Below are 16,283 nucleotides of genomic sequence, written 5' to 3'. Positions count from 1 at the left end.
GTCCGGCACAGAGCCCGTCCGACATCCGGCCGGCCGGGATGCGGCCGCCCGACATCGTCGGGGCCGGGGCTCAGGTCGCGCCCGCCGTCTCCGCCGATCCGACGGAGCGCCGCTGCTCGGCGTTGATGCGCCGGGCCTCTTCGAGCTGGTCTTCGAGGATCACGATGCGACAGGCGGCCTCGATGGCGGTCCCCTGGTCGACGAGCTCGCGGGCGCGGGCCGCGATGCGCAACTGGTAACGGGAGTAGCGGCGGTGGCCGCCTTCCGAGCGCAACGGCGTGATGAGGCGTGCTTCGCCGATGGCGCGGAGGAAGCTCTGGGTGGTGCCGAGTATCTCGGCGGCCCGGCCCATCGTGTAGGCGGGGTAGTCGTCGTCGTCGAGACGGCCGAACGAGTCGTCCGCTGTCATCTCACCTCTCTGTGGAACGCGTGGAGGGGCCCTGGTGCCATATGGCACCAGGGCCCCGAAGGAACGTTGCTACACCATCGTCCGGCCCTGGTGATGCGCCGGACTTCTGTATCCGCTGCTCCGACCGGAACACTGTCGAAGACGCGGGGATCGCGGTTGCTTGACCGGAGACCACCTCACTATCGATGTCCTGCGGTACCCGGACTCGAACTTCCGCCCGGGCGATCCTGATGGCGCTCGGCCCCTCCGTTCTTCCCTCTGGGATCGATCGCTTGCTCCTGCTGGTACTGCTCTACTGCGGGTGGTGCGTACTGCTGGTACTGCTCTCCTGCTGGTCATGCGAACAGCGGGTGTTGCGTACTGCTCCGTGGCCTGTGTCAGCGCCACGCTCCGGCAGCCAGCCCCGTCGCCCGTCCTGCATCCGCTCTGGCTTGGAACCCCACTGCCGGACCTCCCGGTGCGCGCGTCCGCAGCCGACGCCTTCACCGAGGTGCTGCCCTGTCCTGCGCTGCTGGGAACTGCTCGCGGCGACCCCTGATCACTGCGGGCCACCCGGTCCGGTCGTCAGCCCCGTCGCCATCATGCAACCGCTCTGGCTTCGGAACTCCACCACCGAACCGTCCTGCGTACTACGGGTACTTCACTCACTGCTTCCCGGCAGTTCATCTCTTCCGGGCCTTGCGGTCTCTCTGGCTACGAGAGAAACACTAGCCACCTCCCTGGGGAATGTCTACTACCGCCAGCACAGATTTTTAGGTGTTCGACGGAGAGGTAATCGATGTCGAACAAGACCGCCGTCGGGAGCCCGCCACCGACCCACCCCACCAGGGGCGCTCCCGAGACCGGTCGGCCCGCGGCCGGCGATGCGGGGCCGGCCCCGCTCACGTGACCGGACGGGCATGGCCCGGCCCGGGAAAACGACTGGCATGCGCGCTCCGGCCACCCGTACCTTGTGCGCCCGTGACCGATGATCCGAACCATGCGCCGCGCGGCATGTCGCCCGCTGGCCCGTCAGCGCCAACTCCCCTGTGCGCATCGGCAGTCATCACCCCGCCCCGGACGGAGCAGGCGGTCGGCGGCCTGTTCTCCTCGGCCTACCGGGCCACTTCGCTCTGCTTCGCCGCGGTGATGTTCCTGACCGGGCTCGCGGCCCTGGCCGTCGTTCCCACCTTGCCCACGGCAGTGCGTGACCTGGACGGGGTGTCGCTCTTCCCGCTCGTGGCGGGGTGCTTCGTGGCCGCGAGTCTGCTCGGCGGGGTGCTGGGAGGGAACTGGGCCGACCGGGCCGGAGCGCGACGGCCGCTGGTGGCGGGGATGCTCCTCGCGGTGCTCACCTTGCTGGTCTCCGGGGCCAGTACATCGATCTGGCAGCTCGCGGTGGGCCGCTTTCTCGACGGACTGGCGGGCGGGATGGTCGCGGTGGCGGTCAACGCCGCCATCGGGCAGGCGTACCCGGGGCATCTGCGTGCGCGCATGCTGGCCCTGATGAGTGCCTGCTGGGTCGTCCCGTCCCTGGTCGGCCCCCCGCTCGCGGGACTCGTGGCGGCGTGGTGGTCCTGGCGCGTGGTGTTCCTCGGACTGGCGGCCGTCACCGCGCTGCCCGCGCTCGCGGTGATGGCCGCGCTGCGCCGGCCCCCGGGAGCGGCGGCGCCCGTCCCCGCAGAAGGCCCGGCTGCCCGTCCCGCTCTCCTGGCCGCGACGGCGGTGAGCCTGGGCGCGGCGTTCGGGCAGTACGGAGTATCGGGCTGGGACCCGCGCCATCTGCTCTTCGCGGCAGGCGGGGGCGCCCTGCTCGCGGTGTTCGCCTCCCGGCTCCTGCCGTCGGGCACCTGGCGTGCCGCGCACGGTCTGCCGGCCTCGGTGCTGCTGCGCGGTCTCGGCTCGGGCGTCTTCTTCACCCTGGAGGCGTACGTACCCCTGCTGCTGATCACCACACGGGACACGCCCCCGGTGGTCACCGGCCTCGCCTTCACCGGTGCCGCGCTCGCGTGGTCCGGATCCTCCTGGATGCAGGCACGCCTGCTGGAGCGCGTCCCGCGCCACCGCCTGGTGGTGGCCGGGACCGTTCTGCAGGCAGGGGCGGTGGTGCTCGCGATCGTCGGCACGATCCCCGGGACGCCCGTGTGCATCGCCGCATCCGCGATGGTCGTCGCGGCCCTCGGCATGGGCATGTCGGCCCCCTCGCTCACCGAACTGTCGCTGGGCCACGCCCCGGCCGGCCGGGAAGGCTACGCCGGCAGCGCGATACAGACCACGCAGAACCTCGGACAGATCACCGTGCTGGGACTCTCCGCCGCCGTACTGAACGGCTTCCTCGGCGCGGGTGCGACCGAGGAGGCCGCCTACGGTGCCGCCTTCGGTCTGCTGCTCGTACCGTGCGCCCTGACCGCGCTGCTCGCCGGGCGGGCCCGGTCCGTCACGTCGTAGACCCCCGGTGTGCGGGGTCTGCGGCCAGGTGACGGACGCGCAGCACCCGGCAATCGGTCGCCGCACTCAGGTCGTCGGCACGCTCCGCGGCCTCCTCGGCCAGGTCGAACGCCTCGCAGCGCGCGCAGGAAGCGGCGGGCGGATGGTGGCCCGGCTCGGGATCGGGGGTCTGCCGAGGGGTGTGCTTGCCGGTCTCGCCGGTGAAGACGGATGAGGTCATGATTCTTCCTCGATGTCGGTCGGGTGGGGGCGGGGTTGCCCCGGGGGAGGTTCGCGGGGGAGCGCGGCGCGTACGCCGCGCAAGCCGTCGGGCGGAGCGCTCCGACTACGCGGTGCTTCTGCCGGAGAGCGGGGCGATGGCGGTGGAGAGGACGCCGGCCGCGGCTTCCACCGCGTCGACGAACGCTTCCCGTTCCGCCGTGCGGAGTTCGGTGCGCCGGTCGATCTCGGCATCCAGGGCTGCCCGGAACCTGGCCCGGTAGCTCGGATCCGCCTGTACGAGAGCCAGTTCGGCCGCGATCGGGTCCGGCCGACCGTCCGCGGCCGTGTGCGGGGCATGGGGGCGGTGCGGGGTCGGTGCCTCCATGAGGCGGGGAATGCGCATCCGCGCGTGCATCTCCCACGCACCGACTGTCAGGGCGAACCGGCCGGCCGGCCGGCCGGGAGCGCCCTTCACAGGAACTCACCCCGGCTCCGCGCGTTGCACCGCGCGGTCTCGGCCCGCAGCCGCTCTGTCGGGGTCGCCGGGCGCGTGTTCCCCGGCGCTACTTCCCACTCCAGCCCTCCCCGGACGGGGCGTATGGCCCAGTAGGGGCCGGACACCCCTCGGAACTCCCCGACCCGATCGCCACGGCTGACATCCACCATGAGCGTGCCGGGGGCTGGAATCGCGTGTCCCGATCCGTTCGGAAGGACGTTCTTCTCAGACATCGCCACTCCTCTCCGTAGTGCTTCGACTACTGAGGCGGCCCAGCGTGTCTTAGAGTTCGGTGGTCTTCAACTAAGACCAGACGAAGGAAGAGTTCGGAGTCCGTCGATGAACCGAAAAGAACTGAACCCGGAGGCATCGGCATCGGCTGCCTTCGGGGAGCGCTTACGCAGGCTCCGGGACGAGCGGGGCTGGACGCAGGACGAGTTGGCTCAGCGAGCGGGCTACTCCGGGGCGCACATCTCGGCCGTCGAAACTGATCGCAAATCGCCGACTCTTCCCTTCGCGCACCGAATCGACAAGTCCTTCGGTACGGGAGACCTGTTCCAGCGGATGTGTCGGGCTGTGCGGCAGACAGCGCTCCTGGAGGGGTTCCCCGAGTTCGTCCGTTATGAGAGCCAGGCTGCGGAGATCCGGCTGTACGAGGTGGGTGTTGTGCCCGGTCTGCTTCAGACGCCGGAGTATGCAACGGTCTTGGCGGACGGTGCGGTCAAGCGGGGAATGATCACCGCCCAGCAGGCGAGGGAGCGCGTCTCCCTCGTGGCTGAGCGGCAGGCCGTTTTCGCCCGCATGCATCCGCCGATGGTGCTCGCCGTGCTGGACGAAAGCTGCATCCGACGACCGGTCGGCCCCCCGAGCGTGATGAATGCGCAACTACTGCGACTGATGGAGTTCGCGGACCGTCCGAACACCGTGCTCCAGGTGGCCCCGTTCGACATGGGCGCCACCCGCCCGTTCGACTTGCCGGTGACCGTGCTGACTCTGCAGGACAGATCTCTCATCTCGTATGCCGAGTCCGCCCAACGAGGCCATCTGGAACGGGAAATCGGCGACGTGCTGCCCATGCTGACGGCCTATCATTTTCTCCAGGCCGAAGCCATCTCGCAGACGGCGTCAGCCGCCATGATCAATAAGCTTCGAAAGGGCCTCTCGTGAAGACCGAAACCCCGCGTTGGTTCGCGTCCTCCTACAGCAACAACGGTGGCCAGTGCGTGGAAGTGGCTACCAATCTCCTCGCCCTGCGTCACACGGTTCCCGTCCGGGACTCCAAGGACACGAGCGGCCCAGTGCTGGGCTTCTCCGCTGCCTCCTTCGCCTCGTTCGTGGCGGGAGTCAAGGCCGGCGGGCTCGGCGGATTCTGAACACGCGGACCGGCCCGCGTAGTTGTCGGTCCGATGGCGTGGTGGTCCTCGTACACCTCCGACCCGGGCCGCCGGGGGAGGGAGACCGGGACCTGCACCGCCATGGCCGTGGAGGCAGCGCCCGCCCTGGGGGCCGGTCCACGCTGCGCGTGCTGAGAGCCGGTCGGCGACTCCGGGCGAACGCCGTGCGGCTTTCCGGCGGGCAGGGAAGACTGGTCGCCCGCAGCCGACACGGAAGCCGTGTCGGCCGAACATCACCCGCGTTGCCGGATCCGGGGAGCCCAGGCGTGACCGAGCACCACGAACCGTTCCTCTACGTCGTCGTCTGCGCCTCCGGCATCGCCGACGGGGTGGGCTCACTGATCTCCGCCGCGCAGGCCGAGGGGTGGAAGGTCGGCGTGATCGCGACCCCGAACGGACTGGGGTTCATCGACCAGGCAGCGGTCGAGGCCCAGACCGGCTACCCGATCCGCTCCGCCTGGCGCCGCCCCGGCAGTACGCAGCCGCTCCCCCCGGCCGACGCCATCGCCGTCGCACCCGCGACCTTCAACACGATCAACAAGTGGGCCGCCGGCATCTCGGACACCCTCGCGCTCGGCATCCTCTGCGAGGCGTACGGGCTCGGTATTCCCGTGGCCGTCCAGCCGTACGTCAACGCGGCGCAGGCCGCCCACCCCGCGTACGGGGAGAGCCTGCACCGGCTCCGGGCCATGGGCGTCCTGGTCGGCGACCACGTGCCGCACCAGCCCAAGGCGGACGGCGGGCGCGACGCGTACGACTGGACCCAGGTGCTCGACCTGCTCCGTCCCGGCACGGCTCGTAGGGCAGCGGTCCCGGACCGGTAGGCCGCGGTGCCCGCCCGTCCCGCGGTGTCACGACGTCGCCGCCGGTCTCACGCCTCCGACGGAAACCCGGCAGTGAGATGGGCCGTGAGCTGCCCCGCCGCGTCCTCCTGGAGGAGGTGGCCCGCGCCCTCGATCCAGTGCAGTTCGGCGTGCGGGACGCGCTGGTGCAGCCAGTGGGCGTACTCCGGCGGAAGGATGCGGTCCTCGCGCCCCCAGATGAGGCGGACCGGGCAGGAGATGCCGCCGAGCAGATCCTCGTACGGGGCGGTGTCCGCCTGCCTGATCTGGCTGTACTGGCGGTAGAAAGCGGCCTGCCCCGCCGCTCCCCGCCACGGTGCCAGGTACGCGTCGAGAACACCCGGCCGGAAGCCGGCGTGCGTGGCGTGCCGAAGGTGGGCGGCGACCAGCGCTTCGTGCGCGTACTCCGGGAGCTGTCCGAACACCTCCGCGTGCTCCAGGATCAGGCGGAAGAGCCCTCGCTCCCAGTCGCCGCCGCTCACCGCGTCGAAGAGGGTCAGGTCCCGGTACTCCCGCCGCTCCAGCAGCAGTGTCCGCAGGGCCACGGCGCCACCGATGTCGTGCGCGACGACGCTGGGGGAGGACAGCCCCCAGTGGTCGAGGAGCGCGGCGAAGTTCCTCGCATGGGCCGCGAGGCCGAGGTCCTGGCCCTCGCGCTGCTCCGACCGGCCGAAGCCGAGGTGGTCGAAGACGAAGACCGTACGGGTGCGGGCGAGCGCCGGTGCGATGTCCCGCCAGAGGAAGGAGGAGTACGGAGTGCCGTGCACCAGCACGACGGGGTCGTCGCCGGCGCGGTCGCCGTCGCCGAAGCGCCTCCACCGCATCGTGCCGCCGGGCGTCTCGAACTCCTCGCCCAGTTCCCATTCCATCGTCGGCCTCCTCTTCCCGGCATGACCAGCACCTTTCACCAGGCGCTGTCCCGGTGTTCCCGGAGAGAGACCGTCTGCCCCGAGAACACGGCGACACCACCCCGCCGTGGAGCGGGGAGCCGTCCACCCGGGGGTGGCTGGTCCGCGCGACCACCCGGGAAACGCCGGGGGCGGGAGACCGGTGGGCGCCTCGCCCGGTGGTACGGAGCTTCACCGGACCGCCCCTGTCGTGGGCCCGTTCAGTCCCTCGCCAGCACCCGGCAAAGTGCCTATGATGCGCCGATGCTGAAGTTCACCGACGTCATCCTCGACTGTCCCGACCCGTGGAAGCTCGCCGAGTTCTACGCCGGCGTACTGGGGTGGGAGATCAACACCGACATCAGCCAGGAGGACTGGGTCAACCTGCGCAACGACGGCATCGAGCTGTCGTTCCAGCGGGTGACGGACTACCAGCCGCCGAGCTGGCCGGGCCAGGACCATCCGCAGCAGTTCCACCTCGACTTCGAAGTGGACGAGTTCGAGTCCGAGCAGCGCCGGGTGACCGGGCTGGGCGCCACCTTCCTGAAGAGCTTCGTCGATGAATCCGGCTACGGCTGGCAGGTCTACACCGACCCGGCCGGGCACCCGTTCTGCCTCTGCCGCAACCGTCCGTAGAACTACTCGCGCTCGACCGCGCACGGCGTGGCCTGTCGAGCGCGTGCTCGCCGCGCCGTGCCACCAAGGCCCTGGCAGCTCAGCTGCCAGGGCCTTCGTGCGCCCTGCGGTCGCGTACGCCGTCACCGCTCACAGCACCCTCCGCCAAAGGGGGGTTGACCACGACCGCGTTCGTTCTTATCGTTTCTCGATAACATCGATAATCGATACGGGGGGCGTTCATGTTCGCTGAGCTGCGGGGGAAGCGGAGAGCCGAGCCGGGGGACGAGCCGGTGGTGCACGGCGACCATGCGGAGAAGAGACTGCTGGAGCCGCTCTCCACCGTGATCCGGTTCGTCTACCGGCTGTTCCTCGGGGGCCTCGTCGTGGGCGGCGTGGGAACCCTGCTCGGCTCCGAGCCGCACCTGATGCTGGGTGGCCCGTACGTGTGCGCCGAGGCCCGATCGGACTTCAGCACGGACTCTTTCGCGACCCTCTTCACCCCTCAGCCGGGGGCCGAGGTCATGGTGCGGCCGACGTACTGCGCCGACCACGCCGACGGTGCTCAGCGGTTGTACGACTTCCTCGGCGGCTTCCCGTCCTGGTTGCTGCTCCTGGGCATGCTGTTCCTGCTCAACCGCTTGGTGCAGGGGGTCTCACGCGAAGGCGTCTTCACCCCGCAGGCCGCGGACCGCGCACGCCTCGCGGGCTGGTGGCTGCTGCTCGGCTGCCTGGTCGGGGAGACGGTGGAGGCCGGCGCGCACGCCGCGCTGCTGGCGACCCTCGCCCAGGACCATCCCTTCACCGCCGAGAACTGGCTCGACAGCTGGCAGCCGCCCTACGCGCTCATCCTCACCGCCCTGGGTATCCTCACGTTCGCCCGCGTCATGCGCGCCGGGGTTGCCATGCGGGAGGACCTGGACGGGACGGTATGACGGTGGGAGACGACAGCGAGAGCCACGGCATCGAGGTCCATCTCGACCAGCTGCTCACCGACCGCGGCATGACCCTCGCGGAGCTCGCCTCCCGCGTCGGCGTCACCAACGTGAACCTGTCCATCCTCAAGAACGGCCGGGCCCGCGCGATCCGCTTCACCACGCTCACCCGCATCTGCGAGGTCCTCGACTGCCAGCCGGGTGACGTGCTGACGTACGGGGGAGGCGAGAAGGAGCGGCGGTAGGCGGGCCCGTCGCCCCCGGTCGTCCTCCGGCCCCGGCGCCCGCTCGCGCACCCGGCAGGTCGGCGCCCGCTCGCGCACCCGGCGGGTCGGCGCGGTCAGGGCGATCGGCGGCGGTGAGGAAGCCGTCGGCCGGGCGGCCCGCCTCAGCGACCCCACGCCTCGACGCGGCGGCCGATGCTCGCCGTGATCGCGGGGATCACCGCCGTCATCTGCGGGCGCCAGCCGGGGACCGCGTTGACCTCGCAGACGGTGAAGGTGTCCTCGGATGTGAAGAGGAGGTCCACCCCGGCGATGGCGAGGCCCATCGCCCCGGCGGCCCGTACCGCCAGGGCTTCCGCCTCCGGGTACTCGCCCGGGCAGACGGTGGCGGAGCCGCCCTGGCCGATGTTCGAGACCAGGCCGCCGCTGCGGGAGGTGCGTACGGCGGCGCCCACGGGCTCGCCGTCGACCACGATCAGGCGCAGGTCCCGGCCGTGCGAGTGGGACACGTACTCCTGGAAGAGGTGCGGAGTCTCCTGCGCCAGGGCACCCGCCACACCGCGCAGCAGAGAGGTGTCGGGGGCGAGGAAGACCTGTCTGCCCTGGTGGCCGGTGACCGACTTGACCACGCAGGGGGTGCCGAGGCCGGGGACGCGGACCACCCCTTCGAGCGGAGCCGTCCCGTACGAGAGGGTGTCGGGCACCGGGAGCCCCGCCAGGGCGAGTTCCTGCATCTGCCACATCTTGTTGCGGCAGACGAGGTGCGCCTCCAGCGGGTTGAGGAGGGTGGATCCCATGCGTTCCAGGTGCCGCAGCAGGGTCACCTCACGGTCGTGGTGCATGGAGCCGGGAGTCTGGCGTATGCACACGACCTTCGGGGCGGGCACGTCCGCGCCGCCCAGGGTCCGCAGGAACAGCAGCCCGTCGCGGACGCCGAAGACGAACTCGTTGGTGTGCCAGACGGCGAACCGCGGCCCGTGGAGCTCCGCGAGGGCGTTCGCCAGCCGATGGGTCGCGCCCTGCAACGGCACCGGGAGCGCCCGGACCAGTAACCAGACGTCCGTGGACGGCAGTGATTCCGTACGCGCCATGTCTCCCCGCCCGTTCATCCCGATCCGGCACCCGGACCGGCTCCGGCACCCGGACCGGCGCCGGCATCCGGGCCGGCTCCGGCATCCGGACCGGCTCCGGCATCCGGGCCGGCTCCCGGACCCGGATCGGCAGAAATCTAACGCGGGGAACGTGGACTCCTCACCGGAACGGCCATGTTGCACCCGTGAGAGAGGGGGTCGGGGCCCGTCGGCCGGGCCGGGGCGCGGGAGGTGCCGGGCGTGGGGCGCGGGCCGTCCCCAGAGGGCCCGCGCCCTCGAGTCACAGTCGCTCGCCCCGGCTCCGCGCGTTGCACCGCGCGTTCTCGGCGCGCAGCCGTTCGGCCGGATTCGCGAACCGGACATGCTCCGGATCGGCCTGCCACTCGGCCCCGCCGGTCACCGGGCGCAGTTGCCAGTAGGGGCCCGAGGCGCCCCGGAACTCGCCGATCACGCTCGGGCGTGACGCGTCCACCACCAGTGCTCCGACGGCGGGTTCGCCGCTCTTGCCGCTCACTCTTCTCGTCCTCTCCGCACCCGGGGGTGCTCTACGGGATGCCCGAGGGCTGTCCCGTACTCCCTGGCGGGTGCGCGACGACGGTGACGGCACCTCGCCGCACTGCCGGAACGTCCGCATACATGCAGTATGCGGACGCCCGTCGACCGTGCGATGCGCTTCGTCCGGCGCCGCGCACCGATTCACCTCGGATTACGGGACAGCCCCAGAGTGTGGCAGAAACGGGCCAGTTGGTATGGAAATCGAGTCCGCCTCATAGCTATGTGGTCCGGATGTACGCGGATGTGCGGGCCCGGACCCCGTCGGCGTCGTCGCGGTGCCCGGTCCGGACGGTGGGAGCAGGGGTCCGGAGCGGAAGGATGAAAGTCGGGCGGCCGGTTGACGAAGGGGCGATCGGCGCCTCTTCCACGGCTCGGGGAGATGCTTCGCGCGCGGGAGCGGGGCGCTCGACCGCGGAGCTCGGGCGAGCGCCACGATCCGCCACCTCCTGCTCGGCGCGGCACGCCCTTACGGGGCGATGGCCGGCCTCCTCACCCCGGGCGCCGAGCCGCCGCCCTCGGCTGACGGTCACCGCCCGGCGAACGGGGCGCCGCCCGGGTCGCCCGCGCCCCCGATGCGCCCTGGGCCCCCGGCTCGCCTGACGCCCGACCACCCTGCCCGTCCCCGCGCTCGCGTCCCCCCTGCCCGTCCCCGCGCTCGCGTCCCCCCTGCCCGTCCCCGCGCTCGCGTCCCCCCCCCGCGGTCCCCGCGCCCGGCGAACCGGTGGCCCGCCGCGAGGCCACCGGCGCTGCATCGTCCGTCTCCGGTGAAGGCGTCCGGGGCACACCGGTGAACCCTCCCGCGCCTTAGTTCTGTCATGACCCTGGCGGAATCGTCGGCCCGGACCGCACAATGGGCCCGCCTTATGGGAGCGCTCCCATCTGGCGCCCGCAGCCTGCCGACGCAACGACGAACGCAAGACGAAAGGTGTCCCGGTGAACGCCCCACCTCCGCGCCCCCGCCCTTCGCACCCCCTGCCCGTGCACTCCTCACGCCGCCAAGCCCGCACCGCGGCAAGGACGTTCGGCGTGACGGCCGCCGTCGCCCTGCTCGCCGCGATGCTCGCGGCGCCCGGCGCCGCGGCCGCCGACGCGCCCGGTGAGGGGGCCGAGCCCGCCCCCGGCGCCGAGCAGATCACCAACGGCGACTTCTCCGCCGGCACCGCGCCCTGGTGGTGGACGGCGAACACCACGGGGACGGTCACCGACGGTCGCCTCTGCGCCGACGTCCCGGCCGGCACCGCCAACGCCTGGGACGTGATCGTGGGGCAGAACGACGTCCCGCTCGTGGCGGGGGAGACGTACCTCCTCAGCTACACCGCGACCTCCACCGCGCCGCTCACCGTGCAGACCCGCGTCCAGGAGGCCGTCGAGCCCTGGACCACCGAACTCGCCACCGCCGACCCGGTCGGGGCGGACCCGGTGACGGTCACCCACGCCTTCACCGCCTCCGCCGACCGGCCGGCCGCGCAGGTCGCCCTCCAGATCGGCGGCGGTGAGCGGGCCACCACCTTCTGCCTCGACGACGTGTCGCTGCGCGGCGGCGCCGAACCGCCCGTCTACGTCCCGGACACCGGCTCCCCGGTCCGCGTCAACCAGGTCGGCTACCTCCCGTACGGCACCAAGGGCGGCACGGTGGTGACGGACGCCGACGCGCCGCTGACCTGGACGGTGAAGGCCGCCGACGGATCCACCGCCGCCACCGGAACGACCGTCCCGGGCGGCGAGGACCCGACCTCCCGGCAGCGCGTCCACACCTTCGACTTCAGCGCCCTCACCACCGTCGGGGACGGCTACACGGTGGATGTCGACGGGCAGGTCAGCGAGGCGTTCTCGGTGCGCGCCGACCTCTACGACGGGCTGCGCTCCGACGCGCTCGCGTACTTCTACCACAACCGCAGCGGCACCCCGATCGAGGCGGACCTCGTCGGCGAGGAGTACGCCCGCCCGGCCGGACACGCCGGCACCGCTCCCAACCAGGGCGACACCGACGTGCCCTGTGTCCCCGGCGTCTGCGACTACCGCCTCGACGTCTCGGGCGGCTGGTACGACGCGGGCGACCACGGCAAGTACGTGGTCAATGGCGGCATTTCGGTGGCCCAGCTGATGTCCACGTACGAGCGGACCCTGACCGCGGCCGACGCCGAGGGCGCCGAGCTGGGTGACGGCACGCAGCGCGTCCCCGAGCGCGGCAACGACGTCCCGGACATCCTCGACGAGGCGCGCTGGGAGCTGGACTTCCTCATCCGCATGCAGGTCCCGGCCGGGAAACCGCTCGCGGGCATGGTCCACCACAAGGTGCACGACGCCGCCTGGACCGGCATCCCGACCCGCCCCGACCTCGACCCGCAACCTCGCCAACTGCACGCCCCGTCGACCGCCGCGACGCTCAACCTCGCCGCGACCGGCGCCCAGTGCGCCCGCCTCTTCGCCCCGTACGACCGGGAGTTCGCGGACCGCTGCCTGCGCGCCGCGACCACCGCCTGGAAAGCCGCCACCGCGCACCCGGCCGTCTACGCCGACCCGGCGGACGGCACCGGCGGCGGGACGTACAGCGACAACGACGTGACCGACGAGTTCTACTGGGCCGCCGCCGAACTCTTCACCAGCACCGGCGACGCGGCCTACCGCTCCGCGCTGCTCGCCTCCCCCCTCCACGGCGACGCCGACAAGATCTTCTCCGCCGGCGGAGGGATCTCCTGGGGCTCCACCGCCGGACTCGGCGCGCTCACCCTCGCCAGCGTCCCCAACGACCTGACCACCGCCCAGCTCGCCGGCGTCCGCGCGGTCGTGACCGCCGGAGCCGACCGGTACGCCGCCCAGTCGCGCGCCGAGCTCTACGGGCTGCCCTACTCCCCGCCCGGAGAGGACTACGCCTGGGGCTCCAACAGCCAGGTGCTCAACAACATGGTGGTGCTCGCCGTCGCCCACGACCTCACCGGCGAACCCGCCTACCAGCAGGCGATCCTGCGCGGCGCGGACTACCTCTTCGGCCGCAACCCGCTCAACCAGTCGTACGTCACCGGCTACGGCGAGCGCGACTCGAAGAACCAGCACCACCGCTTCTGGGCCCACCAGAGCAACCCCGACCTGCCGCACCCGCCCCCCGGCACGGTGGCCGGCGGACCCAATGCGACGGCCGTCGCCGCCGGTGACCCGGTGGCCGCCGAGAAGCTCGGCGGCTGCGCCCCGGCCCTCTGCTACCTCGACGACAACGGCTCCTGGGCCACCAACGAGGTCACCATCAACTGGAACGCGCCGCTCGCCTACATCGCCTCCTACCTGGACGACGCGGGCGACGGACGTACGGCGGCCGAGCGCGCCGACCGGGTCTGCCGGGTCTCCTACGCCGCGCACGCCTGGACCGGCGGCTCGACCGTCACCGTGCGGGTCCGCAACACCGGCCGCACCGCCCTCCCCGCCTGGCAGCTGAGCTGGCTCTTCCCGGGCGGGCAGCGGGTCGGCCAGACCTGGAGCGCGACGCTCGTCCAGAACGGCCGTACGGTCACGGCGACGCCGCTGGAGTGGAACCGGACGCTCGCCCCCGGGGCGGTCGCCGACTTCGGCTTCAACACCACCGGACCGGCGGGAGCCGACCCGGCCGTCTTCAAGCTCGCCGGACACGCCTGCACCACCGCGTAGGCCCCCAGGGGCGGGGGCGCCGGGCCGGTCCGTCGACCGGTCCGGCGCCCCGCCCCTACTCCTCGCCGAGCACCGCCCGGAGCTGGTCGAGCCCCCAGTCCAGGTCCTCCCGGCCGATCACCAGCGGGGGCGCGATCCGGATCGTGGAGCCGTGGGTGTCCTTCACCAGGACACCCCGCTCCATCAGCCGCTCCGAGATCTCCCGGCCGCCGCCCAGCGCGGGGGCGACGTCCACTCCGGCCCACAGCCCTCGCCCGCGCACCGCGTCCACCGCCCCGCCGCCCACCAACCGGCCCAGCTCGCGGTGGAGGTGGGCGCCCAGCTCGGCCGCCCGGGCCTGGTACTCGCCGGTCCGCAGCATCGCGATCACCTCCAGGGCCACCGCGCACGCCAGCGGGTTGCCGCCGAACGTCGAGCCGTGCTCCCCCGGCCGGAACACCCCCAGCACCGCCGCCGAGGAGACCACCGCCGACACCGGCACCACCCCGCCGCCCAGCGCCTTGCCCAGCACGTACATGTCCGGCACCACGCCCTCGTGCTCGCACGCGAAGGTCCGCCCGGTGCGGCCGAGACCCGACTGGATCTCGTCCGCGACGAAGAGCACGTTCCGCTCCCGGGTCAGCTCACGGACCCCGGCGAGGTAGCCCTCCGGCGGCACCAGCACCCCGGCCTCGCCCTGGATCGGCTCCAGCAGCACCGCCACGGTGTTCTCCGTCATCGCCTCGCGCATCGCGGTGAGGTCGCCGTACGGCACGATCTCGAAACCCGGGGTGTACGGCCCGTAGTCCGCGCGCGCCTCGGGGTCCGTGGAGAAGCTGACGATCGTGGTGGTGCGGCCGTGGAAGTTGTCCGCCGCGACGATGATCTTGGCCATCCCGTCCGGGACGCCCTTCACGGTGTACCCCCACTTCCGCGCGGTCTTCACGGCGGTCTCCACCGCCTCCGCACCGGTGTTCATCGGCAGCACCATCTCCATGCCGCACAGCTCCGCGAGTTCCGCGCAGAACGCGGCGAACCGGTCGTGGTGGAACGCCCGCGAGGTGAGCGTCACCCGGTCCAGCTGGGCCTTCGCGACGTCGATCAGCCGGCGGTTGCGGTGACCGAAGTTGAGCGCCGAGTACCCGGCCAGCAGGTCGAGGTAGCGGCGTCCCTCCACGTCGGTCATCCACGCCCCGTCCGCCGTCGCGACGACGACGGGAAGCGGGTGGTAGTTGTGCGCGCTGTGGGCCTCGGTGGAGGCGAGGGCGTTCTCCGTGGTCGACACGGGGTCTCCGTTCGTCGTGCGGCGCGGGCGGGCGGAACAGCGGAGGTACGGGTCGGAAGGAAGGCGTACGGGCCGGCCGGGCGGGCGCCGTGCCCACTTTGTATCGTTCCGTCGTCGTGCGGGCCGGGAAACCCCCGCCGCACCGGCGTGCCCGCCCGCCCGCACGCCGGGCCCGCCGGAGAACGGGGCGTACCGGCTGCCGGAGATCGCCCGCGTACCTGAGACAATGGGCGCATGGCTTCTGACCGACCTCGCGTGCTCTCCGGAATCCAGCCCACCGCGGGCTCGTTCCACCTCGGCAACTACCTGGGCGCGGTGCGCCAGTGGGTGGCTCTGCAGGAGTCCCACGACGCCTTCTACATGGTGGTGGACCTGCACGCGATCACCGTGCCGCAGGACCCGAAGGAGCTGCGGGCCAACACCCGTCTCGCCGCGGCCCAGCTGCTCGCGGCCGGCCTCGACCCCGAGCGGTGCACGCTGTTCGTGCAGAGCCACGTCCCCGAGCACGCGCAGCTCGGCTGGCTGATGAACTGCCTGACCGGGTTCGGCGAGGCCTCCCGGATGACCCAGTTCAAGGACAAGGCGGCCAAGCAGGGCGCCGACCGGGCGACCGTCGGCCTCTTCACCTACCCGGTCCTCCAGGTCGCGGACATCCTGCTCTACCAGGCCAACCAGGTCCCGGTCGGCGAGGACCAGCGCCAGCACATCGAACTCACCCGCGACCTCGCCGAGCGCTTCAACGGCCGCTTCGGCGACACCTTCACCGTCCCGGCGCCGTACATCCTCAAGGAGACGGCGAAGATCTACGACCTCCAGGACCCGTCGATCAAGATGAGCAAGTCGGCGTCGACGCCGAAGGGGCTCATCAACCTCCTGGACGACCCGAAGACCACGGCTAAGAAGGTGAAGAGCGCCGTCACCGACACCGACACGGTGATCCGGTACGACGTCGCGGAGAAGCCGGGAGTCAGCAACCTGCTGACCATCTACTCCACCCTCACCGGCACCACGGTCGAGGCGCTGGAGCAGAAGTACGAGGGCCAGATGTACGGCGCGCTGAAGACGGATCTCGCCGAAGTCATGGTGGAGTTCGTCACGCCGTTCCGCACCCGCACCCAGGAGTACCTGGACGACCCGGAGACGCTGGACTCGCTGCTGGCCAAGGGCGCGGAGAAGGCCCGGACGGTCGCCGCCGAGACGCTGGCGCAGGCGTACGACCGGATGGGTCTGCTGCCCGCCAAGCACTGAGTCGAAGGACCCTGGCGGGAGCACGGCACCGCGCGGCACACTTGCGACGGTGGCCC

Annotated in this window: 17 protein-coding genes; 9 read left to right on the top strand and 8 right to left on the bottom strand. The window is 71.8% G+C overall.

All coding sequences use genetic code 11. From position 1 onward, the window contains the following. Positions 1-70 precede the first annotated feature (70 nt). Entirely contained in the window at positions 71-409 is a 339-nt protein-coding gene (locus PZB77_RS11360) for a MerR family transcriptional regulator (protein ID WP_275492458.1), read from the bottom strand. 1,128 nt (positions 410-1,537) lie between these two features. Between PZB77_RS11360 and PZB77_RS11355 the strand changes: the two genes are divergently transcribed. Then, complete coding sequence (locus tag PZB77_RS11355; protein ID WP_275496018.1) at positions 1,538-2,836, top strand: MFS transporter; 1,299 nt, start codon at positions 1,538-1,540, stop codon at positions 2,834-2,836. Here PZB77_RS11355 and PZB77_RS11350 read toward each other — a convergent pair. The 3 genes from PZB77_RS11350 to PZB77_RS11340 all read right to left on the bottom strand — a co-directional run bounded on the left by PZB77_RS11350 (position 2,826) and on the right by PZB77_RS11340 (position 3,766). Then, on the bottom strand, positions 2,826-3,056 hold the full coding sequence (locus tag PZB77_RS11350; RefSeq protein ID WP_275492457.1) for a hypothetical protein: 231 nt from the start codon (positions 3,054-3,056) through the stop codon (positions 2,826-2,828). The two genes, PZB77_RS11355 and PZB77_RS11350, sit on opposite strands and share 11 nt — an antisense overlap. A 105-nt stretch (positions 3,057-3,161) precedes the next feature. After that, positions 3,162-3,440 carry a hypothetical protein gene (locus PZB77_RS11345; RefSeq protein ID WP_275492456.1) on the bottom strand — a complete coding sequence of 93 codons (279 nt, stop codon included), beginning with the start codon at positions 3,438-3,440 and terminating at the stop codon, positions 3,162-3,164. 68 nt (positions 3,441-3,508) lie between these two features. Continuing rightward, the gene (locus tag PZB77_RS11340; protein ID WP_275492455.1) at positions 3,509-3,766 is read right to left on the bottom strand and encodes a hypothetical protein; all 258 of its coding nucleotides are present in this window, start codon (positions 3,764-3,766) and stop codon (positions 3,509-3,511) included. A 106-nt stretch (positions 3,767-3,872) separates the two neighbouring features. Here PZB77_RS11340 and PZB77_RS11335 point away from each other — a divergent pair, with 106 nt between their 5' ends. The 3 genes from PZB77_RS11335 to PZB77_RS11325 all read left to right on the top strand — a co-directional run bounded on the left by PZB77_RS11335 (position 3,873) and on the right by PZB77_RS11325 (position 5,751). After that, a complete protein-coding gene (locus tag PZB77_RS11335) occupies positions 3,873-4,700 on the top strand; it encodes a helix-turn-helix transcriptional regulator (protein ID WP_275492454.1) in 828 nt (275 codons plus the stop codon). Further along, a complete protein-coding gene (locus tag PZB77_RS11330; protein WP_275492453.1) occupies positions 4,697-4,906 on the top strand; it encodes a DUF397 domain-containing protein in 210 nt (69 codons plus the stop codon). The genes PZB77_RS11335 and PZB77_RS11330 overlap by 4 nt, the downstream gene beginning before the upstream one ends. Positions 4,907-5,193: 287 nt before the next feature. Next, on the top strand, positions 5,194-5,751 hold the full coding sequence (locus PZB77_RS11325) for a flavoprotein (RefSeq protein WP_275492452.1): 558 nt from the start codon (positions 5,194-5,196) through the stop codon (positions 5,749-5,751). Between the two features lie 47 nt (positions 5,752-5,798). On the opposite strand, the gene PZB77_RS11320 is transcribed toward PZB77_RS11325, so the two are convergent. Then, a complete protein-coding gene (locus tag PZB77_RS11320; protein WP_275492451.1) occupies positions 5,799-6,638 on the bottom strand; it encodes an alpha/beta hydrolase in 840 nt (279 codons plus the stop codon). A 282-nt stretch (positions 6,639-6,920) separates the two neighbouring features. Between PZB77_RS11320 and PZB77_RS11315 the strand changes: the two genes are divergently transcribed. The 3 genes from PZB77_RS11315 (at position 6,921) to PZB77_RS11305 (ending at position 8,451) form a co-directional block, all read left to right on the top strand. Beyond that, entirely contained in the window at positions 6,921-7,292 is a 372-nt protein-coding gene (locus tag PZB77_RS11315) for a VOC family protein (RefSeq protein ID WP_275492450.1), read from the top strand. Between the two features lie 221 nt (positions 7,293-7,513). Further along, the gene (locus tag PZB77_RS11310; RefSeq protein ID WP_275492449.1) at positions 7,514-8,206 is read left to right on the top strand and encodes a DUF2975 domain-containing protein; all 693 of its coding nucleotides are present in this window, start codon (positions 7,514-7,516) and stop codon (positions 8,204-8,206) included. Then, entirely contained in the window at positions 8,203-8,451 is a 249-nt protein-coding gene (locus PZB77_RS11305; protein ID WP_275492448.1) for a helix-turn-helix transcriptional regulator, read from the top strand. The genes PZB77_RS11310 and PZB77_RS11305 overlap by 4 nt, the downstream gene beginning before the upstream one ends. Positions 8,452-8,594: 143 nt before the next feature. Here the strand turns inward: PZB77_RS11305 and PZB77_RS11300 are convergent, their stop codons facing one another. Continuing rightward, positions 8,595-9,521 carry a RimK family alpha-L-glutamate ligase gene (locus PZB77_RS11300; RefSeq protein WP_275492447.1) on the bottom strand — a complete coding sequence of 309 codons (927 nt, stop codon included), beginning with the start codon at positions 9,519-9,521 and terminating at the stop codon, positions 8,595-8,597. Positions 9,522-9,801: 280 nt separating this feature from the next. After that, the gene (locus tag PZB77_RS11295) at positions 9,802-10,035 is read right to left on the bottom strand and encodes a hypothetical protein (protein WP_275492446.1); all 234 of its coding nucleotides are present in this window, start codon (positions 10,033-10,035) and stop codon (positions 9,802-9,804) included. A gap of 1,097 nt (positions 10,036-11,132) precedes the next feature. On the opposite strand from PZB77_RS11295, the gene PZB77_RS11290 reads away from it, so the two are divergent. Further along, positions 11,133-13,715, top strand: coding sequence for a glycoside hydrolase family 9 protein (locus tag PZB77_RS11290; protein ID WP_275496017.1), 2,583 nt, complete (start codon positions 11,133-11,135; stop codon positions 13,713-13,715). A 55-nt stretch (positions 13,716-13,770) separates the two neighbouring features. On the opposite strand, the gene rocD is transcribed toward PZB77_RS11290, so the two are convergent. Then, complete coding sequence (gene rocD, locus PZB77_RS11285; RefSeq protein WP_275492445.1) at positions 13,771-14,979, bottom strand: ornithine--oxo-acid transaminase; 1,209 nt, start codon at positions 14,977-14,979, stop codon at positions 13,771-13,773. A 234-nt stretch (positions 14,980-15,213) separates the two neighbouring features. Between rocD and trpS the strand changes: the two genes are divergently transcribed. After that, on the top strand, positions 15,214-16,227 hold the full coding sequence (trpS, locus tag PZB77_RS11280) for a tryptophan--tRNA ligase (RefSeq protein ID WP_275492444.1): 1,014 nt from the start codon (positions 15,214-15,216) through the stop codon (positions 16,225-16,227). Positions 16,228-16,283: the final 56 nt, after the last annotated feature.

Source organism: Streptomyces sp. AM 2-1-1 (assembly GCF_029167645.1).
In the GTDB taxonomy this organism is placed as follows: domain Bacteria; phylum Actinomycetota; class Actinomycetes; order Streptomycetales; family Streptomycetaceae; genus Streptomyces.
The sequence above is the reverse complement of the archived record's forward strand: the minus strand, read 5'-3'. Positions and strand labels throughout refer to the sequence as shown.